The sequence below is a fragment of the Candidatus Finniella inopinata genome (assembly GCF_004210305.1).
In the GTDB taxonomy this organism is placed as follows: domain Bacteria; phylum Pseudomonadota; class Alphaproteobacteria; order Paracaedibacterales; family CAIULA01; genus Finniella; species Finniella inopinata_A.
The window spans coordinates 1-22235 of sequence record NZ_SCFB01000026.1 but is presented as its reverse complement, the minus strand read 5'-3'; the positions used below and the strand labels follow the sequence as shown (position 1 = coordinate 22235).

At 44.3% G+C, this 22235-nt stretch carries 25 protein-coding genes; 10 read left to right on the top strand and 15 right to left on the bottom strand.

Going from position 1 to position 22235, the window contains the following annotated elements; all coding sequences use genetic code 11:
- Positions 1 to 441 precede the first annotated feature (441 nt).
- The 5 genes from EQU50_RS08300 (at position 442) to EQU50_RS08280 (ending at position 3020) form a co-directional block, all read left to right on the top strand.
- Entirely contained in the window at positions 442 to 870 is a 429-nt protein-coding gene (locus EQU50_RS08300; RefSeq protein ID WP_130154654.1) for a type II toxin-antitoxin system HicB family antitoxin, read from the top strand.
- Positions 871 to 972: 102 nt separating this feature from the next.
- On the top strand, positions 973 to 1203 hold the full coding sequence (locus tag EQU50_RS08295) for a type II toxin-antitoxin system prevent-host-death family antitoxin (protein WP_130154653.1): 231 nt from the start codon (positions 973 to 975) through the stop codon (positions 1201 to 1203).
- Entirely contained in the window at positions 1196 to 1489 is a 294-nt protein-coding gene (locus EQU50_RS08290) for a type II toxin-antitoxin system RelE family toxin (RefSeq protein ID WP_130154652.1), read from the top strand. The genes EQU50_RS08295 and EQU50_RS08290 overlap by 8 nt, the downstream gene beginning before the upstream one ends.
- 890 nt (positions 1490 to 2379) lie before the next feature.
- Positions 2380 to 2622 (top strand): type II toxin-antitoxin system Phd/YefM family antitoxin, encoded by a 243-nt coding sequence (locus tag EQU50_RS08285; protein WP_130154651.1) that lies wholly within the window; start codon positions 2380 to 2382, stop codon positions 2620 to 2622.
- An 11-nt stretch (positions 2623 to 2633) separates the two neighbouring features.
- A complete protein-coding gene (locus EQU50_RS08280) occupies positions 2634 to 3020 on the top strand; it encodes a type II toxin-antitoxin system VapC family toxin (protein WP_207216347.1) in 387 nt (128 codons plus the stop codon).
- 33 nt (positions 3021 to 3053) lie between these two features.
- On the opposite strand, the gene EQU50_RS08275 is transcribed toward EQU50_RS08280, so the two are convergent.
- The 8 genes from EQU50_RS08275 to EQU50_RS08240 form a co-directional block, all read right to left on the bottom strand.
- Positions 3054 to 4484: a terminase large subunit domain-containing protein gene (locus tag EQU50_RS08275; RefSeq protein WP_130154649.1), complete on the bottom strand. Its 1431-nt coding sequence runs from the start codon at positions 4482 to 4484 to the stop codon at positions 3054 to 3056.
- A 22-nt stretch (positions 4485 to 4506) separates the two neighbouring features.
- Entirely contained in the window at positions 4507 to 4869 is a 363-nt protein-coding gene (locus EQU50_RS08270; protein WP_130154648.1) for a DUF5681 domain-containing protein, read from the bottom strand.
- Between the two features lie 188 nt (positions 4870 to 5057).
- Positions 5058 to 5879, bottom strand: coding sequence for an IS21-like element helper ATPase IstB (gene istB / locus EQU50_RS08265; RefSeq protein WP_130153461.1), 822 nt, complete (start codon positions 5877 to 5879; stop codon positions 5058 to 5060).
- 21 nt (positions 5880 to 5900) lie between these two features.
- Entirely contained in the window at positions 5901 to 7430 is a 1530-nt protein-coding gene (istA, locus tag EQU50_RS08260; protein WP_420886609.1) for an IS21 family transposase, read from the bottom strand.
- Positions 7431 to 7840: 410 nt separating this feature from the next.
- A complete protein-coding gene (locus tag EQU50_RS08255) occupies positions 7841 to 9514 on the bottom strand; it encodes a DEAD/DEAH box helicase (RefSeq protein ID WP_130154646.1) in 1674 nt (557 codons plus the stop codon).
- Between the two features lie 329 nt (positions 9515 to 9843).
- Positions 9844 to 11505, bottom strand: a complete 1662-nt coding sequence (locus EQU50_RS08250; protein ID WP_130154645.1) for an AAA family ATPase — start codon at positions 11503 to 11505, stop codon at positions 9844 to 9846.
- Complete coding sequence (locus tag EQU50_RS08245; protein ID WP_130154644.1) at positions 11502 to 12482, bottom strand: DUF7146 domain-containing protein; 981 nt, start codon at positions 12480 to 12482, stop codon at positions 11502 to 11504. Before EQU50_RS08245 ends, EQU50_RS08250 begins: the two co-directional genes overlap by 4 nt.
- Before the next feature lie 284 nt (positions 12483 to 12766).
- Positions 12767 to 13192: a hypothetical protein gene (locus EQU50_RS08240; RefSeq protein WP_130154643.1), complete on the bottom strand. Its 426-nt coding sequence runs from the start codon at positions 13190 to 13192 to the stop codon at positions 12767 to 12769.
- Between the two features lie 828 nt (positions 13193 to 14020).
- Here EQU50_RS08240 and EQU50_RS08235 point away from each other — a divergent pair.
- Complete coding sequence (locus EQU50_RS08235; protein WP_207216346.1) at positions 14021 to 15121, top strand: site-specific integrase; 1101 nt, start codon at positions 14021 to 14023, stop codon at positions 15119 to 15121.
- 268 nt (positions 15122 to 15389) lie between these two features.
- Complete coding sequence (locus EQU50_RS08230; protein WP_130154642.1) at positions 15390 to 16445, top strand: hypothetical protein; 1056 nt, start codon at positions 15390 to 15392, stop codon at positions 16443 to 16445.
- Here the strand turns inward: EQU50_RS08230 and EQU50_RS08225 are convergent.
- The 7 genes from EQU50_RS08225 to EQU50_RS08195 form a co-directional block, all read right to left on the bottom strand.
- On the bottom strand, positions 16422 to 16790 hold the full coding sequence (locus EQU50_RS08225; RefSeq protein WP_130154641.1) for a WGR domain-containing protein: 369 nt from the start codon (positions 16788 to 16790) through the stop codon (positions 16422 to 16424). The two genes, EQU50_RS08230 and EQU50_RS08225, sit on opposite strands and share 24 nt — an antisense overlap.
- An 81-nt stretch (positions 16791 to 16871) precedes the next feature.
- Positions 16872 to 17546 carry a hypothetical protein gene (locus tag EQU50_RS08220; RefSeq protein WP_130154640.1) on the bottom strand — a complete coding sequence of 225 codons (675 nt, stop codon included), beginning with the start codon at positions 17544 to 17546 and terminating at the stop codon, positions 16872 to 16874.
- The gene (locus EQU50_RS08215) at positions 17543 to 17746 is read right to left on the bottom strand and encodes a helix-turn-helix transcriptional regulator (protein WP_130154639.1); all 204 of its coding nucleotides are present in this window, start codon (positions 17744 to 17746) and stop codon (positions 17543 to 17545) included. The genes EQU50_RS08220 and EQU50_RS08215 overlap by 4 nt, the downstream gene beginning before the upstream one ends.
- Positions 17743 to 18003 carry a hypothetical protein gene (locus EQU50_RS08210; protein WP_130154638.1) on the bottom strand — a complete coding sequence of 87 codons (261 nt, stop codon included), beginning with the start codon at positions 18001 to 18003 and terminating at the stop codon, positions 17743 to 17745. Before EQU50_RS08210 ends, EQU50_RS08215 begins: the two co-directional genes overlap by 4 nt.
- A 205-nt stretch (positions 18004 to 18208) precedes the next feature.
- A complete protein-coding gene (locus tag EQU50_RS08205; RefSeq protein ID WP_130154637.1) occupies positions 18209 to 19555 on the bottom strand; it encodes a hypothetical protein in 1347 nt (448 codons plus the stop codon).
- Between the two features lie 201 nt (positions 19556 to 19756).
- Entirely contained in the window at positions 19757 to 19990 is a 234-nt protein-coding gene (locus tag EQU50_RS08200; protein WP_130154636.1) for a hypothetical protein, read from the bottom strand.
- Positions 19990 to 20220 (bottom strand): transcriptional regulator, encoded by a 231-nt coding sequence (locus EQU50_RS08195; protein ID WP_130154635.1) that lies wholly within the window; start codon positions 20218 to 20220, stop codon positions 19990 to 19992. The genes EQU50_RS08200 and EQU50_RS08195 overlap by 1 nt, the downstream gene beginning before the upstream one ends.
- A 145-nt stretch (positions 20221 to 20365) precedes the next feature.
- Here EQU50_RS08195 and EQU50_RS08190 point away from each other — a divergent pair, with 145 nt between their 5' ends.
- The 3 genes from EQU50_RS08190 to EQU50_RS08180 all read left to right on the top strand — a co-directional run.
- The gene (locus EQU50_RS08190) at positions 20366 to 20896 is read left to right on the top strand and encodes a pentapeptide repeat-containing protein (protein ID WP_130154634.1); all 531 of its coding nucleotides are present in this window, start codon (positions 20366 to 20368) and stop codon (positions 20894 to 20896) included.
- 3 nt (positions 20897 to 20899) lie between these two features.
- A complete protein-coding gene (locus tag EQU50_RS08185) occupies positions 20900 to 21205 on the top strand; it encodes a hypothetical protein (RefSeq protein WP_130154633.1) in 306 nt (101 codons plus the stop codon).
- The coding region (locus EQU50_RS08180; RefSeq protein ID WP_130154632.1) for a YqaJ viral recombinase family nuclease at positions 21192 to 22235 on the top strand (1044 nt) is incomplete at its 3' end. The genes EQU50_RS08185 and EQU50_RS08180, both read left to right, overlap by 14 nt.

The window sequence follows — 22235 nt, the reverse complement described above, 5'->3', positions numbered from 1 at the left end:
ATTCACCGTTCGAATTAAACCGGAACGGCCATTCGGATAAAACCAGAATTGCCGTTCGAATTCGCCGGAATACGCACTCTTGGGCCAGAGTAGCTTTATGGTGATGTTTTGGGGTCTTTTTAGTAGGACAACTGACATACTATCTGACGGTCATTTACCTGTAAGCATTACACATGTTCACTTCATAAACCTTGACAACCAGAATTCTACCGCATGTCTACCTTTTGGTCCTTTTTGACCACTTACACACATGATAAATTGTTCTCACTCATCCTCATCCTCTTCTCCCTCATCTATGGATGATACGGTTGATCATATATCTAAATTGATATATCTTTAAGGAACGAACGGAAAGTCTTACGATCAAGGAGTGGTCATGGTCACCAAGACTAAGGCAAAAGATCCTATCCTCTGCAGACCCTCAAACGAAAGCATCTCGTCATGAAAATCCAGTATCCCTGCACCCTGGCACAGCTTGGGGATGGGAAGTATTACGTCTCCTTTTTTGACTTTGAAGGAGCCTGTGGCACAGGGGAAACCCTTGAAGAAGCTTTGTTGGATGCTGAAGACGTGCTCACGCTCACTTTAGAAAGTCGCATAAAAGAAGGAGTAACGATTCCCCCACCAAGGGACCGTGTTCACCCAGGAGAGAGGTTTATAGCCCCTTCCCCGCGTGTACAAGCCGCTCTTTTGGTTAAACTCACTCGGGGAGATCGAACTTTATCAGATCTTGCCAGAACCTTAGAAACGTCATGGCCAGCCGCTTCCCGCCTTGAAGATCCTTCCCACTGGGTGACGTTAAAGCAGCTATCTAAAGCAGCCACAGCCTTAGGTCAAAGGTTGGTTCTTTCTTTCGAAAAGAACGGGTAAGGGAATGAGAGACCTTCAATGTTAGTTTTTATGATTGACTTGCCTTACGCATATTACGTATTGTACGCATAGTAGGTAATTCAGCATAAGGGAGAGTCGAACATGCATATATCCGCAACACACCTAAACAAGAAACCAGGCGCCGTCTTAGACGCGGCCATGAAAGGACCTGTTGTCATTGAAAAGGCTGGCCGTTCTTTTGCTGTGATGGTTTCTTACGAGCGTTATGTAGAGTTAGAAGATGCCTATTGGGGAAACTTAGCCGAATCCGCTGAAAAAACTGCTCAGTGGATGTCTCCTGATGAAAGCCTCAAGTTTTTAACCGATGAATAAGGACAAATACCAAATCATTCTTGAGCGCAGGGTTGCGAAATTTATAGGAGGTCTTCCCAAAAAGCATCAAGAACAGGTTAAGAAATATATCCTAGCCCTTCAAGAGATCCCGCTTCCTCATGACTCAAAAACCTTAAAAAACCACGAGCCTTATCGGCGGGGAGATTGTGGGGAATATCGCCTTATCTATCGATTGGATGAATCCAATAAAACCGTTTATGTCGTGATAGGGGGCAAAAGGAATGGTGGCGAGGTATATAAAAACTTGAAAGGGATCTTGGGGTAATGTCCAAACCGCCACAAGGCATCTAAAGCCCCTCTTGTCCGCAATGGCGTTTTTGCCTTCCCTGTACACCCTCCAAAACCACCTGATGACGTGCCTCCCCTTCATTTTCAGGAGATATATCAATTTAGGTATATGTTAAGGTTTAGTTCTCATTCTCAAGTATCGCCCACAAGGCTCAGACCTTCGGATACCTGTCAATAAACAATAACCACCCACAACAAAGATCCTATATAATATTACCAATATAAACCTTACAGCTCGCACATAATGGTCAGAAGACTGCGTATCGTCATGTACCCCTTGTTATTCCTCGCTTTGGCATTGTTTTTCTATTGTTATTTTATTGTTCTTTTCGGGCAATAACACGTCGAAAACACCCCTCAAACCATCTAAGAACGGCGGTTTCCCTAGGATTTTTCTTAACTACGCCACCCATTGTCTTTCCTTGTTAAAAAAAAACAACATAACAACCCCACCGGGGCCACTTTCCCCTTATTTTGACCCTGGCCTTGAGTTTCCTGGTGATTATGGACCCAAGGCTTCTATTGTTATTTCATTGTTAAAAACAATGATAACAATGACCACCGGGGCCTGTTTCCATTTCTTTGTCCTTTAGATTGGGGTTCTTGTGATGATCGAGCACTACATGCTCTTTTTATTGCCCTGTTAAAAACAGGAATAACAGGACCCACCCCGCGGTATTTTATCTTATGTTCGCCAAAGCTCTCGTTCCTCGTGATTACCTCATGATTAAATAACCATCATAACCATGGGCACCGGGATGTATTTTCCTGTATGAGCGTTATGACCATACTTAATCCTCTAACTTGACTTTTTGCCCAAACAAACTAAACTAGTTTAACAAACTAGATTTATCATATAGGTGTTATATGCAAACAATTGGAATGTTCGAAGCCAAAACCCATTTGCCTGAGGTGATGAGGAACGTCCAGAAAGGACAAAAGTACATCGTGACCAATCGACATCAAGAAGTCGCTGTCATTATGTCTATTGAAGATTATAATAGAGGGTTTCAGTCCTTTGCTTATGAAAAACTCAAAACGCTTTTTAAAACCAACCCTTTTGGCTCGGTCGAGGACATTATTCGTATGAGGGATGAGGGGCGCTTCTAATGAATGTGTGCGTGATTGATTGTTCTTTCTTTATGGCCTCTTTGTTACCCGATGAAAACAACACCCCTTTTGATTTCTCAGCTTATTCCGTCTATGTGCCTGCCATATTCTTTTTAGAATGCCTCAATGTTTTGGGGTCAGCTTTAAAAAAACAACGCCTCACCAGCGATCAATACGAAGCGTGTGTATCAACCTTTAAAGATATACCATTTGTGATAGATTATTTTTCTTCAACTCCACAGGCCTTGTTTCAGATTTCGAGACTGTCAGCAGACCATCATCTGACGAGTTATGACGCCAGTTATTTAGAGCTCGCTTTACGCCTCAAAGCACCTATGGGGACTTTTGATAAAGACTTACGGGAAGCCAGTCAAATAGAAAAACTCATCCTTTTGTAAGAAGACAGCACCCAAGGCCCGTCTGAGGTTACCTTACAAAGCACTGCGAGAAGCGCGACGATTCAGCATCGCCTGCTGCATTTGTTTCACATCAATAACATGGGGCCTGGCAGCCGCCAAAGAAGGACCGGTCATCACGAGATACCTCATGGCATCCAATAAGTGGTCATTGCCATCCTTGATCATGCCGTCTTCCTCTCGGGCATACATCCGAAGTTCCGTTAACAGCTTGGTACAATTCTTAAAGATCTTCAGCTTGCCGTTTTGCATCCGCTGTAACACCTTTTGTACACCGGCTTCTCGGGCATTATTGGCTTTGCTCAAATTCTTTAAACCCGCTTCCCGGTACAATTGAACCAAGGGTTTGCCATCTCGTTGAGATGAGGCGCCACCTGCCGGATCATGAACAATCGGGATCCAGGTCAGATAGTCTTTGGCTAGCGTATTATGCAGATGGAACAAGTGTTGTTCGGGGGTCTTTTCAGACATCGCGTATTCATGGAAGAGGTAGATCATATCCTTATCCCGATCAATCGCCGCCAGTAACAATGCCGTAGGATCTTTCCAGCCAAAGTCCAGGCCACCCACAAAGTAAAAGCTATCGGGAAGATCAAACGGATCACAGGTGATGAGATGCTCACTGACAGGATACACCATGCCAGAGCCAATGGAGGGAACACCCTTGGAGCGTGCTTCGACTTCATGTGGGGGAATACTCGCTTTAAAGCGTTCTTTCTCTTCAAAGGGGAGATGAGGCGCATCATCCCACCCCGCCATCACAAACACCCGTTGGTTTTGAATGGAGCCTTCTGTGCGTTGGATTTGCTTTCTCTCTCCCTCAACCTCTACCACCTCTTCGGTAAAGGCTTGCACAAACGGTGACATGTACAAACACGTCGCCGAAACCAGCATCATGCCATAATGGTCAGGAGATGTGGACATAAGGCGTAACGAGGCTTCTGTATAAATCTCTAAAGGGGGTTCCTCATCCAAATGGCACACGTCCAGCTTCGCCCCTTGCCACGCTTCTCGCTTTTGCTCGTAGGTCTTGAAGCGCAGATCAGAGAAACCGCCTGAGCTATGGCGAATTTGATACCGATGATCAGAGCGGTTCCTGTACGCCACCAAAGACTCATGGATCCAAGGTTCTTCGCCTGCCATGCCATCAAAGTACCGACGTTCCAGTATCTCAAAGACTTCCTTACCAGACACCCCAGCGACCCAGGCATTAATCGGTTTGGTATACCGATGCCCTGTCCACCAATCCGGATAGGTTCCGGTTAGATGCATGCACACTTCCAGGCTACACGCCATGGTCTTGCCTATCCGGTTGGCGGCTAAGAACAGTCGTTCTTTGGCCTGGTTTCCTAGAGTGTGAAACTCTAGGTGCTTGGGATGGGGTCTGTAAAAGTCGAAGGACCGATGGATTTTACCCTCAATCGCCTTGAGATACGTGTCAATCATAGCAAGCTATTTCATGAGCCCTTTAGTGGGTCGTTAAACAAAGTTCATGAATCTTTAATTGAGCCTCGAGAATGATAGCATGGGCTTGTCTCCTCTTCTCAGGCGTATCAAGACCATCTAAGTCCAAGTCGTCGTCATCGTCACTTTCATAACCGGACGCCTTTTGCTTGGGCAAAACATACTCAGACAAGAGCTTCCTGACATTGAAATCTCCCTGCTTGGCTAAAGTCGATAAATCATCGACAATTTCAGGCCAATTTTTATCAACAGCATCGAGAAGAATCGTCAAATTCTGTTCCTTTCTTCTGCTGTTTTTAGTTCCTTTCGGTCTGCCCGTTAGATTACCGGACTGACCTTGTTTCCACGACGTCGAATTATAGGGCATGCTTTCTTCCTTTGCCTGTAAATTTTGCCTGTTATAACTGCGTATTCCGGCGAATTCGAACGGCAATTCTGGTTTTATCCGAATGGCCGTTCCGGTTTAATTCGAACGGTGAATCCGGTTTTATCCGAACGCGGATTCTGGTTTAATTCGAATACGAATCAAAGAGAAGCGAACTCTCCGATTTTATCTCATTTTTTCACCCCTTCATTGTTTGTGATTTCCGTTGTGTCATGCAAAGGACCCTCGATGTTTTTTTGTTTGGTGTTTTCCTGATCCTTTTCTTTACTCCTCACTTTTCTCATAGATTCCCCTTTAATTTCAAGCCTATAAGAATTATGAACCAACCTATCGAGGATAGCATCCGCTAACGTCTCATTTCCTATGGTTTCGTGCCAGAGTTTGACAGGAATCTGACTGGTGACAATCGTAGAGCGTTTATCATGTCGGTCATCCAAAACCTCCAATAAGTCACGGCGTTGCTCATCTGTCAGAATAGACAATCCAAAATCATCTAAAATTAAAACCTCCGTTTTAGCAAGTTCACTCATTCTTTTTCCATAACTCCCATCCCCCTTTCCAAGCTGCAATTCGCTAAGCAAGCGACTGAGGCGGCAGTAATGAACTTTATAACCTTGAAGGCAAGCCTTGTGGGCCAGAGCACAAGCCAAGAATGTTTTCCCCGTGCCACACGGCCCAACAATCAAAATATTATGATGAGAAGCAACCCATTGGCATTGAGAAAGTGTGGCCAACAAAGATTTGTCTAGGTTACGCTGACATGAATGGTCAATATCTTCAAGGCAGGCCGTCTGCTGTAGTTTGGCACTGCGCAAGCGTGCCTGTAATTGCCTGTTTTCCCGGGCGATGACTTCTGTATCAACCAACAAGCCAAGACGTTCTTCAAAGCTCAGCTGCGTTATGGTTGGTTGCTCCAGCTGTTCTTTAAAGGCTTTTGCCATAGAATGAAGACGAAGTTTTTGAAGGTTGTAAACAATTGGATTCAGTAACATGAAAGGGTCTCCTTTTTTAGATTATTTAAAGTATTTTTGGCCACGAATATATTCGTGAGAATCAGAGAGGCTATTGACTTCTGAGGACGAGGATAAAGACTGTTGATCCATCTTGTTCTTCAAAATAGATTCAACATTTTTGTAACTGTGGCCTCCTATCTCTAAAGCCCTTTTACAAGCCAGCTCTAAACGGTCTTCACCGTAACTCTTGCCGAGCCTTAAAATCCCAAGACACGTGCGAAACCCCTGTTGAGGATGGGCGCGTGAAGCCATGATGACTTCTATCAATTTTGCCGTTGCTTCCCCCGTTTTCTTGGCCCAAGAAACAATTCGTTCGGGTGTCCATTCCACCTGTGCTTGATGAGCTTTTGGCATGTGCAGAGTATTTGTCGTATATCCGTTGGCACCATAACTTCTGACATGGGTCGCGACACATTTATTCTGACAAAAAATTTCAACAATCGTCGGTCCATAGCGAACATAGAGAGATTCCTTTGCCAAGGCATAGGGAACACTGTAAAAATGCTTGTCTAACTCAATATGGTAGTTGAAGCCGGCTTTAACTTTTTTCCACTCGGCGTACTCATACCGAGTTGTTGGAAGGGATTTTAATGCCTGTTTCTCAAGGTCTTGAAAGTGGCTTAAACGGGTTCCTGGCAGTTTTTGGGAATGACGTGGGTTTAAGACATCCAAAAGTGGCTGAATAGCTTGGTTTAACTCGCTCAAGCTAAAAAAGGTACGGTTACGAAGCTTGGCCAGAATTTGTCTCTCGACTTGTTGGACTGCATTCTCAACTTTAGCTTTATCCTTCGGACTTCTTGACCTTGTTGGAATAATTGCGACGCCGTAATAAGAGGCCATATCTTGATAGGTTGGGTTGATATCAGGTTCGTAAAGATGCGCCTTATGGACCCCACTCTTTAAATTGTCTGGCACAACAATCTCTGGACAGCCACCATAATATTCAAACGCATTCACGTGAGACTTGATCCAGTCTGCAAGCGTTTGGGTCCATGTGGCCTCCACGTAGGTAAAACTGGACGCACCAAGCGCAGCTACAAAAATCTGTGCTTCACCGACTTCCCCTGTCGACGTATCCGTTACAACGGACATCGTTTGACCGGCATAATCCACAAAAAGTCTCTCTCCTGCTTTGTGGGTCTGGTGCATCCAGACATCAAGTGTTGAATTACGCCATCCTCGGTAAACGTCGCAGAACTGGCTGTAGCTAATCCCTTGGGGGTACTTTTCTTTATACTCACTCCATAATAATTGTAACGTAACATGCTTGCACTTGAGTTCTTTATGAATATAAATGCAATCAATCTCTCCCCGTTGTTCTTTATTGATTTTTTGAGCAGGCGGATACAGCTTGATCTCCAACTCTTCGTCGCCTAGATTGTCGGGCACAGGCCAGCTTAAGTTAACTGCTTTTGCCCTCTTGACGCCTTCAACCGCCGTACTCGCGCTAATGCCAATGCTCTTGGCTATCTCCTGGTAACTACATCCACAGCTGTACCGTAAACGTAAGATTTCTCTGATCTTTCTCATTGATATGTGACTCCGTGACATGGGCTGTTCCTTTCATGTTTTGTTGAACAAAAAAAGGATACAGCGTTCATAAAACGCGTTTTATAACCAAAGGTCTCCTTGATACAGGAGGTCAAAGGCCATCGCTTCGTCTTGGAATCGTTATTCGATTTAAACCAGAATCACTGTTCGATTTGAGCCGGAATCACTGTTCGATTTGAGCCGGAATCACTGTTCGATTTGAGCCGGAATCACTGTTCGATTTGAGCCGGAATACGCAGTTATAACAGGCAATTTTGATGGTTTAATTGTAACACAAATTTAGCAAAAATTCGAGTAAAATGCGCTTTTTTAGGCTTTAAAAAACCCATAAAAACATAGGGTTTTCCTAGGTTTTTTATGGGTTTTCGTGTCCAAAAGATCCTCCCACCTCATAAGCGAATTTGGCACTTTGTTGCTTCTTGAATTTTTCTTTTGTTCAAGTTCAAAGACACCAGCAAAGTTGCCTGATACGAGTTTCTTGGCCGTGTATAATGGTAAGCCCCTGCCAGACAGGCCCATTGCTTTTCTGAGGGCGATTTACTCATCCAAAGGGCAGGCGATTTCCAAAAGTCCATCTCCCTCATGGTCTTTTCACAAGCACAGAGAACCTCTGGCAAAGAACCCGTCTTGAGCAGCTGAATGTCTTGCCCTGATTTGACTAAGGAGATATGGGTGTGGTCTTCCGGTTGTTTAATAATAAAGGCTGTCTGATTGTACCCTCCTGCCATCAGAACTTCGGTGCCCGTTCTGCTTTCAAAGGCTTCCCATAGGTAAGGGGACTGCAAATGAGGGGCAATTTCCTTAAGGGGAATGGGGGCAGAATATGAGGGTACAAAGCCGTCATCCAGAGGGTCTTCTTCGAAAGAGAAGATATCCTCCACAACAGGCTTTTCCTTGTCCGTTTTTCCAACCAGATCAGTCTCCATGCCGAACACTTTGTGACGGGAAGAACTCATCCCAAAATCCAGAACGATGCACTCTTTCTTACCCGGAGAGCTTCGAAGGCCCCGACCAATCATTTGCACATAGGTGGCTTCATAAGACATGGGCCGTAGCAAGATGACACATTCAATGGCCGGGAAATCCCATCCTTCGGTCAAGACCGCAGCATTGGTGATCACCGTGGCTTCATGAGGGTCTCCTTGGTTGAGATCGAATCGCCTTAAAGATTCTAATCGCTCTTCAGAAGACATTTCTCCGTTAATATGGGTAGCGCCTATACCGTTCTTTTCAAAAGTGTCTCTGATCTCTTGGGCGTGGTAAAGCGTTGAACAAAATACCACGGTTTTCTTGCCCTGAGCCTTTTCCTGCCAGTGCCGAATGACTTCTTCATTCAAGGACAGATTGTCAGTTAAGATCGTATTAGCTTTGTCCCATTGTTGTTGCTGGTTGATGAATCGGGATTGACCATCTGAATTGTCTTGCGTCCATAAAATAGATCTCAGATCTTTTTGTTGTCCCGCATCAACGGTGAAAATCCGAGGAGAAACGAGATAGCCATCACTCATTAAATCACTGAGATGGATTTGGGACGTCACGCTTTTAAAAAGACTCTTTAACCCCTTTCTGTCACCACGGTTCGGCGTAGCGGTCATGCCTAAAATCTTTACATCGGGATTTTTTGCTTTGAGATGATTCACAATCGTTAGATAAGACTTCGCAATCGCATGGTGGGCTTCGTCAATCACCACCAAGTCAACTTTAGGGAATTTGCGGTAATGACGAGACAACGTCTGAACCATGGCAAAGACGATCCGCCCTTGAGTGTCTTTCTCTTCGCTGTGAAAAAGTGATGTCTTGATCTTAGGGCACCACAACGCCACCTTATCCCTATTTTGCTGTAAAAGTTCTTTTGTGTGCTGGAGAACGAGGATTTTCTTACGACTTGAGCTTCTTCCTTGTCCGGACTTCAGATAGCCCTTCATAATCTGTGACAAGATAACCGTCTTACCGGCGCCTGTTGGGGCAATGCATAATGCTGTGTCTTCACAAGAGAGGGCCTCTAGGGCGTCGTCAATCATCGAAACTTGATAGGGACGTAAGGAAAGGTTTTTGGTGGTCATCGGAGATTTCCTTTTTTACATTTTCTTCTTACGGAGGAGTGGTTGTTCCCAAGAACCATCCTCTACGTAGTAGAGTGGAAACGTGGAAACTGGAAACGTGATTTTCAAACACAAAAAAGTGAGGTTTTCTGCGGATCTCAGGAGATCCAATTTTTCTAAAAATCTTCTTTTTGGGTTCACGTTTCCATGGAAACTGGAAACGTGATTCTTTTTGCAAAACCAAGTGTTTCTGCGGCTCTCAAGACATAATTTACGTTTCCAAGCTGTTTGGGAACGTCTGGAAACTGGAAACATGGAAACGTGAATCGTGTTTTGTATCTCAAAATTTTTCATATGGACCCCTTTATAAATTCATAACTTTCTGGGTCTGTTGCTAGAGGGCCCTGGGGGTCACAAAGCCACTGGGCGTTTTTTTCACATCCATGCATAGCCGTCACAATCGACTTTTCTTTCAGAGCGTCCTCCGTTAGTTTCCGAAGTTGGCCCTCTAAAAGATGATGAAATTCTGACGGCAGTTTTTCTTTACGTTTCCAAGGCGAAGAGCGTCCGGCTTTGTTAAACGGCTGGCCGATTTTCTCAGCTTCAAAGATGGCCTGAACAAACGCCGGTTTTAACAAAACGTCATACCAGATCTCAGCTTGGGTCTCAGAAACTTGTCCACGCGATAAAACACCATCTTTGATGCCAAGGTAGTGCGCCTTAGTGCTTCCCATTTTGGCATATTTTCCTATCTCCCCGTCTCGCAGAAGCTGATTGGCCAAATCCTCAATATCTCTTTTGGTGTACTCATGAAAAATGACCGGAAGCTCATGCTTGCGCTGGAAAACACCCCCTGGTCCCGTTAGTGTGAGAGGCATTTTTTCTTCATGGTCACTGATTGCTTTTCTTAAAATTTCTTTCAGATCTTTGTTTTTTAAAGCTTTTTCTTTGACTTGGGCCGTCACATTTCTTAAAAGACCTGTTTCCTCGTCTCGGATAAAATACTGTTCTTCTTTGTTGGCGATCCCATTGGCCTTAGCAACACCCCCAAGATAAACCATGTGACGCCCTTTTTTGATGCCTAAGGCTTTGCCAACCTTGTCTTGGATAGCTTTTGGAGCTTCAGAGAGGACATAGACAAGCCTGGCTCCATTGGCAATGGCGGTACTCCCCCGCATAGAATGCAAAATATCCTCAAGAGTCTCGTGTTCCTGAGTTCGACCTTGTGAGTTTCTGCCAGGTTTGTTCGTGTGATGGGTCACAATGCAGCATGATCCTGTTTCTGTCGCCAGGTCTTGCAACGTGTTCATTAAAAACGTCATGGCCCCCGCATCATTGGTATCGGCTCCCCAAATAAAAGACGCGATAGGGTCAAAGATGATCAGTTTCAGGTTGGGAAGGGATTTCAGCCAGGTTTTGATGGCCTTAAATTTTTCAGACGCCCTAAATCCTTTATTTTTATCCTGCTCTATAATAGGGAATGCCCCACCCTTATTAGGCAAGGGGATCGAGTAAATTTGGTTTTTGTTGGAACCTGTATCAATGTGATTTCTGGTATTCGCAGGATCAAGGACGGCATAACGCCGGTGCAATTCCTCTTGATTGTCTTCTGCGCAAAAAAGAACAACAGATCCGTTTTGAACAACCCTTGGACCAAACGCACTGCCATAGGGGGAAGCTGTGGTACAGGCAAGATTCAAAGCCAGATCAAGCATCAACATCCCCTTTCCAACGCCACCCGCTGCCGCTAAAATGGAAACGGAAGCCATTGGAAAAAGCTTCTCCATCAAAAACTCAGGCGGTGTGGGCGATCCTTCATACCGTTTGATGACACAATCAGAAAAATCAATCGATATCTCTTCTGGCGTCTTGGACAGCGAGGACGTTCTTATAACTGGAACTACACCTCTCCCATCTTCGTCAAAATAAGAAAACTTAGTCAGACCGTTGGGCTTAAAAACCTTACTTCCAAGTGTTGTCAAATCAGACGTTATATTAATAGTGTCGTTCATACGCGTCCCTCATAGGTTAGGAGATCGTTAAAATCATTTTTTGTTGTGTCAGGGGTCACGATGCGAACCACCCTGTTGTCTCGGGTGAGTCTGGTTGCTAAACATTCAGCCGCTTCCAGCCCTTGTGGATCGTGATCGCTGAGAATGATAAATTCTTTCGTTACAGAACGAGGGGGAACGATAATATTTTTCATAAACGAGCTGGATAAAGCGGCCCAAACACTTAACGAATGGTTTTCTTGGTAATAGCTCAAGCACGTTTCAATGCCTTCACCAATGGCTATACACTCCAGACTGTCCCCATTAAACTGAACAGCGCCCCCTGTGGCTTTGCCTTTAATTTTCTTCGGGCAGTCAACGGGGGCTTTTCCATATCCATCCTTCCTCAAATAGGTTCTATGAAGGGCTTTGGTGTCTGAAGAAGGATAAACCTGGATTTTGGCAACCATAGAAGGGTGCGTGCCGGTACAGGTCCAATCTGTGTCGTTTGTTTGCTCCCAATACTCAAGACAGGGGTGATAACGAAGGGATGAGGGAGGAAAAATAGTGAGAGAGCGGGATTTTAAGTAGTGATGGACAGGTGTATCCTCGGCACTTTGCGTTTCATGCCATATTTTGTAAATGGCGCGTTGTGCGCTTGTGTCTGTAGGGTTGTCTGTATAAATTGACTCAATAGTGGGTTCTTTTATAGGACGGCCGCTCTCAAAAAAAGAAGGAAACTGGTCACTTGGTTGCCTCTCTGAAGAGATGAGTCCAAGGGCCCTTATATCATCCATCACGGTCTTCCAATGACATCCGGAATAACAGTGCACCAGAAGGGAACCGTTGTGCCCGCGTAAAACGGATAAATTCTTGCCAAACCGATTTGCGTGAGATGGGCACTTGGTAATCCAGGATCCCTTGTTTCGAAAGGCTTTAGGATCGAGTCTTCTGGCAATGTTTTGGATATCGTCGGGATCGTAAGAAAGGGCATTCATGACAGAGACTTTCTTCTGTCTTCTCCCTTATCTTGAGGCTCCCCGCTTAAAAAAGAATATTTTGCTGTTGCATGCAGCCATGAATTGTCGTAAATATTGATAGTGTTCATCTGGTATCCTTACTTGATACAGTTGTTTATATTTCTTTCTTTTTCTTTGGACGGAGGCAGAAAGAAATAGTGCTAAAAGAATTAAAGACGCCTTGCAAGAACAGAGACTTTTTTTCCTGGAGTCTCTTAAGTATCCGGCGGGCATTTTAAAAATCTTTGTCATGCTGGGCGTCTTTATTCTGACTTCTCCCAATTAATATCGACCATAAGTGAGGAATCTGCTTGATTCACCACATGCTTAACGGTTCGAATTCTAAAGTCTTCTTCTCTCATATCGTCATCCGGGACTTCGAGACGGAAATTAACGCGAGCAAAATTAAACGTTTTATTTGGGCTTCCCGTTCGACTCAACGTATAGGCCCCACCACTCTGATTCGGCTTAAATAAAAACTGTCTAGGATCGTCTGGGTTAACGAAAACCTGAACATTGCCCCCCACTTCCAGTCCCGCCTTTAAGGCAACATCTTTAGAAATATAGCAAAGACCAGACACAGAGCCACTGGGATTCTTAGAGGCAGAAAACCGTACGATATTGTGGGTCCTCTTTGTACTAAGAACCTTTGGGACAACTTCTTTCCACCGGATAACGTCGTTTTGCACAGAACATCCTTTCGTTTTAAAGGTACCTAAGAACCTTTAAGTTATTTTTACATAATCTTTTGAATTATTTTTTTTATAATCTTACAGACCAAGTTTTTTGTCAATGCGTTTTGTTGTCTTTCACCGGATTTCGTTTGTTGAGTTCACTGTTTTAAAGTCCCCCTCAATATCTTAATCGGCTTCCGTAACTGGGATAATGGTGTTTTTTCCTCAAAACAACACCCAAGTATTCTTTATCTCTCAATATCTTTCTTTCTGTTTTTTCCATCTTTTATGATAGTTTTTGTGCCATTTACACAAAAGTGGTGTCTCTTTTTGATAATCGTTTCTGCTAAAAATTTTTACAAGATTACCTATGTAATGTTCCAATTTTCATTTTTTTCATGAGGTCTATTTTAAGATTTCTCAATATGAGGTCGCATTATAAATTTTTAAATATGTCTAGACAAGGGTGACACCCTGTCACCACGTCTTCAACATACAACGCTTGAAAGGCTTATAAATTCAAGATTTTCTTCAGTTGTTTAAAAGTCAGTAACGCAACTCTGTCGCAATTACCGCTTATCGTGTTTTCTGTATTGTTGTCTTTTTCCGATCAGTGAACGACGGAATCGTGTATGGCGTGTGGCGTTCTGAGCGATGTTGACGGTGGGGTGGTTTTTGAGGGAAGGTTTTTTAAAAAACAAAAATAATCCATTTTATTGAATCCACTTTTGGGAGTTCTTCCTCAGCCCCCAGATAAGATGATTGTGAAGGAAGGATGTCTTCCCCTTATTCCTCTTGCCCTCCTTTTTGAAGAGGTATAGGATAAAAAATAGGTCCTGATAAGTGGATTTCTCAGGACTAAAAATACCCCCTAAAATATGCAAAACACCTCCGGTTTTCACCCCCCTTTACCAAACACCCTCAACAAGTTCCCTCCCCCACAAGGAAAGAGTCATGCCAGACACAGAGAGCCCTCTACCAATCATCGAAGCGAATACCCACCTTCTATTGCCAACAGTCTTACCCGCCCTCTTGGAAGCCGAGGCTGAATACGCCAAAGCGTTTGCCAAAGAACAACATGCCAAATCCACCCGACGAGCCTACCAATCCGGTATCCGATTGTTTGAAGACTGGTGTCAAGACCGAGGATTTCTCTCTTTACCCGCCCTTCCCCAAACCATCTCCATCTTTTTATCATGGGGGGCCACACAAGGCGTCTCCGTGTCCACCTTAGGGCGAAGAATGGCGGCGATTAAATACCTTCACAGCATGAAGGGCGTTGAGCCTCCGACCCAGTCTGAGCTGGTCAAAGCCACCCTCAAAGGCATTCGACGCTCCCTGGGCACAGCACCCCTTCAAAAGGTTGCTCTCACCGTTGAAAAAATAACCCACCTGATCAAAGACATCCCTCCAACGCTTCGGGGAAAAAGAGACCGGGCGCTCTTGCTCCTCGGCTTTGCCGGCGCCTTTCGGCGCAGTGAGTTGGTCGCTCTCACCGTCCAAGACTTCCTCGAAACCGATCAAGGGCTGCGCGTCTTCATTCGTCACTCCAAAACCGATCAAGAAGGTCAAGGCCAAGAAATCGCCATTTACCAAGGCCGGCTTCGGGTGGTCGACGCCCTCACCACCTGGAGAGAAGCCGGCGCCATTACGGAAGGGCCGTTGTTTCGACCGTTACGGAAAGGCGGTAAAGTCCTAGACCAAGCGCTCGCCGCAGAAAGTGTCGCTGATATTGTTAAACGCTATGCTGGCGTTGCCGGGTTCACCCCTCAAGAGTATGCTGGCCACAGTCTGCGAGCCGGGTTTCTCACCTCTGCCGCTGAAAATGGCGCTTCTCTCTTCAAAATGATGGAAGTGTCCCGTCATAAATCCGTTGATACCCTCAAAGGCTATATCCGTAGAGCCGAGCTCTTTAAAGACCATGCGGGCTCCAAGTTCTTATAAGAAAGGAGTTTTGTTTTAAAACAGTTTGACAAAAGCTATTGGAGAAGCCGTCTCCTTCAGAATGCACATTTTTTGAGATTCTTCCACAGGACGTCCAAAGAATCTCCCAACCAAACACAAAAAAACAATTTTTCAAATTGTTTTTTTAAATGAGTCCTGTGCATAAGGGTTTCGGTAAGGTAACCTATGACGTCCCCTTTGAATCTTCTCAATCAAAGTAAGAGTAGACAAACTTACTTCTAATAAAAAACCAAATCCACGGGGTTCTATGTTCTTCAAAACACTTCTGATTAAAAAAAGTTCATATTTTTTATGTTTCTTTTATTTAATTTTAGGTTTATCGGTGGTTCATCATTATGAAGCTATAGCCAAGGATGATGTCGACGACATAACAGAAACACTGGAAAAAACTAAAATTTCAAAACATGTCAATCTAACGCGAACGTTTAAAGATAATCCGCTCGTACACTATACACAACAGCTTGTTGTGAAAAAAGAAACACTCAATCTCCACAGAGGAGAGACGGCTAAACCTATTCTTTATGTCGCAAAGGCTTCTTCGAAAGATAATAGTAAAACGCATTTGCTTGCCCAAGGTGTTTGTATGAGTAATGAAACAATCTGGACAGATATATTGACAACAAAGTTATTTCCAGAGGTTTCAAAATCTCAGAATAAAACGATGGATTGGGTCAGTGAAAAGTCAGAAACAAAACCGAATAAAACCCATTTCATTCGCAAACCACAAACAAAATATTTTGGAGGTCATGCAGAGCCCCAATTGATAAGCGATATAGAGGACCAATTTATGAAAAACTCTGATGCTGTTGTTTCAATGTTTATTCCCCCTCCTAACAATAAAGAAGATATTTATATATGCGGCCTTGAAGTTTTTGGTCCCTACGATATGTGTGACGACTATAACGGGAACGGTAAAAACAAATATAATTGTGTTGGGAAATTACTTGATTTTAGAAAATGTCATCAAAATGGACAAAGAAGCATTTCTAAAGCTATTCAAGAAAAATTGAAGGGCAAATTCAAAGGAAGCAAAGAAGACGCTTTTGTCGTTATTTATCACACACAATCCCCCTATGATAAAGTAGACACTTATAAGGCGGAAGATGAAGACTACCGTTATGGTTTAAGTTTTTCTTTTGATAAATGCAGTTTTTCTAGAAGTAAAGACTTTGATGATACGTACCAACTTTCACAATCCAAGAGCCTATCTACAGAACCAGATGTCCTATACGGATATATTCATCAGTTGGGTGATAAGGCCGCTCTTTATCAAACAACATCAAAAAGATTTTGTTTTTGTTAATTTTTGGTTAAATAGCGGCTCACCTACAAACCGATCCTGTTGTTCTGATACCAACCAAGACGACAAATCCTGGTCTGTGGACGTCTCAGCCGAGACAAGGCGATAGGGACACCCAATGCGTTTTGGGGCTCGTAATCGCTTTTGAAGGGTTTTATAAACGAAGCGTTGAGCCTCTTCTTGACTGTCAAAGACATAATTCTTTAAAATCCCTCTGGTGCCATGCCGACCAAAAGCCAGAGTCACCCCCCAACACCCAAACAAAACGTTCAGCACCAAAATATCATAGTCCCGGTCAATGTTTCTGTCCCGATCCACAGCCCGTAGCTTTAGGTAAAAGACGGACATGGAACGTCATCGCCCTGCTGAAACGTCTCTGTTAAAACCATAACTTTCTGCCTTTCTTTGGGTAAGCCTGGCGATTATCCCTCACTGATGTTCCCCTTCCTCAGAGGTCTGGGTCGCAATTAACGAAAAACCACACTTCCGATTGATGGTGTTCTTCAAAACGTCATCATTTCTCCCCGGAACAAAAGCCTCCCCCGACTGCAAAGGCCGCATAATCCGATCCATAAAGTCCTTCTCCTCTGGTGTCAACGGAACCGTCTCTTTAACGCTTTCAATCATCCGGATGGTTCTAGCCGACTTCATGCGTCGCATAAGCTCCAAAAGATATTCATCATCAAAACCATACGGCCTAAAAACAGAAATTCTCTTCCCCTTGGGCGTTCTCAGATAATGCGTAATCGCCTCCGTCGCCCTTGGTCCAGATCCTTCAAGCTTTGCCCAAAATTCAATAACCTGAGCCCAGCCCTCAGACGGAGCAAAGTTTTCAAAAGGAACAAACATAGCCTCCAAAGCCTCATCATCTTCCTCCGTCAAAAACTCATACCGCGCCTCTAAGCCACACAGAAAAACAATAGGAACCTTAGGCTTCTTCGTCACAAAATCCGTGGCATACAAAACCGATAAAAAAACAAACAATAAGTCCAAGCCCTTATTGGTCGTCAGATCAAGCGGCTTCCCTCCCGGCTTCAGGGCCCACAAAAGACCGTTTGTGTCTTGTATCCACATATTTTGTTTGATCCTTTGGTTAGGGGTCATTCAGCCCTCTCTCGTTTCATCTTAAATCTCAACAACAAGCGGCAGGTCTGAGCTTTATCCTCAGGGATTTTATAAACCCCATAGGCATAGCCCTCAATCGTCGACAGACTCACGTTCAACAGATCCGCGGCCTCTTCATACGAAATCCCCATCTTGTTAATCCAATAAACAAAATGATCGCCCGTGAAATTATTCGTCATACAAGCCCACCTTTTTCTTTCGTTTTTGGCACGGGGCCAAAAGAAAGACAAGATCGCTTTTGAAGGCGGCGTTCCCGATTGAGGCGTTGAGTCCGAACCTTCAACAAAACCCGACATGCCATCAGGTGCTGAGGGGGAACGGGGGTCTTTCCACAGATATAACCTTCAACCGTTTGAACAGGGACCTTCAGCAACTGGGAAGCTTCTTGATAGGTTAGCTCCATCTTGTGAAGCCAAACAGAAAACTGATTACGCATGACGCTCTTCCTCATCGCCCCATACTCTCCCGCCAAATTTTTGCCACCTTATCCCCATTCACCGTCTTATTGTGTTTGTTTTCAAAAACATAAACCCAGCCATTCCCTGGACGATACACAACCTCCAAGGAATCATAGGTTTTTCTTGGAGATGAAGGTTCCTGTTTTTTTGGTGTGTTGTCTTGGATCATTCTAGGGTTCCCCCTCAGTGCATCAAAACAGAGGCAAAGGCTTTTCGAAGGGCCTGCCCATAATGGGTCAACACATAATCCCTGGCAAAGCCACTGTTGATCTCAAAGTCCATCTCCCCCTCCGTTAATCCCGACGAAAAGCCCTTGGCCATAAAGCCATTGGTATAAATCCAAGCCCGATACGTCACAGCGCCTAAGGTTTGGTACAGGCTTCGTTTGACCTCTCTGTCCACCCCATTCTCAGCCGTTGTCAACACCTCCTCCAGGCTTAACGGGGGAAGGGTGGGCACATGATCCGGTTCTGATCCCTGGATTTTCCTGATTTCCTGATATGAGATCCCCTGATCCAAAACCCCTGGATGTGGAACCCCTGAGTCAGAAAAAGGGGGTTTTTCTTCCCAAATGTCAAAGAAACCAGCGTTATGCCACGAATCCTCAATGGTTTTGGGCGTCAACAAAAACCCGATGCTGATCAGGAATAGATCCAAGCTCTTCATCGCCTTCTTGCCGGTCAGAAAGGGATTGTTGGCAACCTTGGTGAGGTAGTCTCGGAACCTCTCTAGGGCCACCACAGGATCGTCCCCGAAATGGGACCTCTGAAGCTTACCAATCGCTTTCTTGAAGACTTTTTCCACCAGGGTCACCGAATGTTCTAAAGCAGGCAGCAAGATCTCCTTCACGGCCTTTAAAGCCTCCTCTGCAAAGAAAACGGAAGCGTTTGTTGATGTTTCCGTTGATGGTAAGGGAATATCTGGTTTTGGTGGAAGCGGTGTTGGAACGGGGATCGACTTATCACAAGTGTATTCGTTTTTAGATAAATTTTCTTGATTGGTTTTACGCGCACGCGCGAGGTTTAACTGTACTATGTATTTACTAATCATTATAGGGGCAGAAATTGGCCTGTCAGGCTTAGAAAGCCTAGGCTCACAGCGATTATTTTCACAAGCGTTTTGCTTGTATAAATCTATAGTATTTCCCTCTAATCTCTTCCCGCCATTTTTAATATCGAGGAGTTTTTCTGTCAGAGTGATCCGGAAAAGGATTTTATGGTTTTTACCCCGGATTCTTTCAACAATGATAAATCCTTGAACTTCCAATTGCCGAAGGTTCCGTCCAACCGTGCAGCCTGATCTTGAAGAGAGCCTCGATAGGGTCTTGGAATCCGTCCAGACAATGCCATCCCCCCCCTCCTTGATGGAGACGAGGTAGAAGTAGTAAAGGATGTTGGCTATTTTAGCCGATGATTCCTTGTTCCAGTCACACGAAATCTTGACGCGTTTGTTCAGGGAAAAAACGTGCTCATCCTTGTTCTTACGAGGGGTTGGTGATGTTAAAGTCTGGTCATATACGGGCATAGTCAATGTCTTTCTCTATAAAAACATTGACACAACGGGTGATGCTGGTAAAATCAAGACTGTTCAAGGTTCTGATTTTAGCGTTCATTCGTTGTGTCAAACAATCAAAACGGCGGGGGCTCTGGTTTATCGACCAGGGCCTTTTGCTGTTCTAGGGGTTAATTAAATCCTTTTTTATCTTAGTGCTATAATCGATGAAGGAAACCATTATTGAGGTCTCACTTTATCTCTGTTACTTTTTGTGTGTTTTTCATCATCAATACGGCCACTCATATACATAAACATCTCTCTCCAATGGATTTCGTTTCTAGTTATTTGTTCACTATGTTCCATTCGCCACTCTTTTATATTCTTTTCGGTAAGGCGAAATAGAAAAATACTAATCCCCGTCATATAAGCAATCAAAGTGCCACCAAGAGTAATCGTTTGAGTCCAATCCATTATTTTGTGTCTCCCCAAGGAAAGTCTGGCAAAAGATCTTTTCTACTTATTTTTCCGTCTGTTGCTTGTTCGATTTTTATACAACTTTCTACGCTTGGAGCTTTTCTACCGCTCCTCCAATCAATAATAGATTGATAAGAAATTTTGCTTTTTGAAGACAAAGCACTGATCCCTCCCACTAATTCTATAGCGTTTTGAAGTTTTTCTATATTGAGGTTTTGTCGTGCCATTTTTACAATTTCCTTTTGTGTAAATTCGTTCTAGCTCTTTTTTTTTTATAAGTCAACAATGACGGCCATTATTGTTTTTTGTTGACTTATAATAATACCCACCATTATTATGGTTTAAGGTAACAAGGAAAACAGGAAAACCACTATGCCAACCAATTTAAAACCTAACCTTCCAGATCTTTTATCCAAACACCAGGAGTGGCTCAGACTGGTTCATTGCAGCCAGTCACCGTTAACAGAAGATCAAAGAAACCTTCGCGGTGATATCAGCGGGCTGAGATTGAAACATGAAATATTTTCCAACTGTGACCTTTCGTACATGAATTTGGAAAACACGCATTTTGAGGGGTGCACCTTCATCAATTCAACCTTGAAGGGTGTGTGGGCGCTGGATGTCTATTTTGATGAATGTGAGTTTGTCCAGACAAACCTTTCCCATGCTTATGGCAAACGAGCGGAGTTTAGTGGTTCTACCTTAACCCATTCTGACCTGAGTCATTCTGTTTGGGTGGACGCGGATTTTGGTCAGGCAAACCTTTCTGATGTTCTGGCCATTGGTGCTTTTTTTCAGGGGGCCACCTTTGAAGAAACGGTCATTAAGGATGCTGATTTTAGGTTTTCCCACCTTAATCAGGGGGGCAGCCTCATGAGAAACATTATAGCAACAGGAGCTTAACCAATGATGCTTATGCAACAAATAAACCTTCTAAAATTAGAAGCTAATATCGCTTTTCGTAAGATGGAACATTTGGCACCAAATGGGCGGGAGGATTGTGCTTTTGAAGAAGCCTTATGGCAATTGGCAAAGGTAGGAGACTCTGTCAAGGGGATGTATGCGTCTTTAGACGATTTTATGTATGAAACCAAGATTGCCATGGCGTCCTTAGAGAAGGTGGGGGAGATTATTCAAACAAAGATAGACAACCCTTATCTTCAGGTTGAGTTCGTGTTTCCACAGGAAAGGGCTCGCCATGCTTACGCCTGAACAACTTCTCTTAAGAAATACCGGCATTGGGGGTAGTGATGCCGCAGCCATTGTGGGTCTTGGTAAGTACGCCACCCCTTTAGATGTCTACTTGGACAAGACGACGGATACTGCCAAAGAAACCACAGAGATTATGGCGCGGGGAAATGTCTTGGAACCCTTCGTGCAATCACTTTTTGAAAGGAAAACGGGGTGGCGCGTTCAAAGCGGTCTTGATACCCAACGCAATTCTGAGCATCCGTTTATGCTGGCGAACCTGGACGGTGTATTGCCGTCTGAGAGAGCCTTGGTCGAATTTAAGACAGCGCTGTACACGTCTAAGACGAAAGAAGGGTGGGGGGAAGAGGAAACCGATGAAATCCCCAGCCATTACCTAATTCAGGTAGCCCATTATGCCAGTGTCATGGAGGCGGATACGGTCCATATTGGCGTTTTGTTTGGGGACGAGAAGCTATTCCACAGTTATCGGACTCTACACACCCTTTCAACAGAGACGGGCCGATCACTTTCAGCGGATGATCTGGATGTTCTTAAGTGCGACTTCAGGCTTTACACCTACAAGAGGCATGCTGATCTGACCAGAAAGCTCATCAACAAGGAACGGTCCTTTTGGTTTGACCACGTCTTAAAGAAAAACCCTCCAGACCCCCAAGACGGGAATGTTGATGATTTCCTCAAAGCCTATCCAATAACTAATGATCGCGTTGTCAGTGTTTCAGACGCTGATCTCACAAAGATTCAAAGACTGAACCAGATTAAACACCAAATCAAGGAATTGGAGACCCTAGAAGAAGAGGCAAAAGCGGATGTTCTCAAACTCTTTGGGGAGGCCAGCTTGCTCGTGGACTCATACCAGACCCCTTTGGCGACTTGGAAGAATAAAAGCACCACCCGGTTTGACAAAACCAGCTTTGCCAAGGCCCACCCAGACTTATGCAGCACCTTTACACAAACTGCGTATTCCGGCGAATTCGAACGGCAATTCTGGTTTTATCCGAATGGCCGTTCCGGTTTAATTCGAACGGTGAAT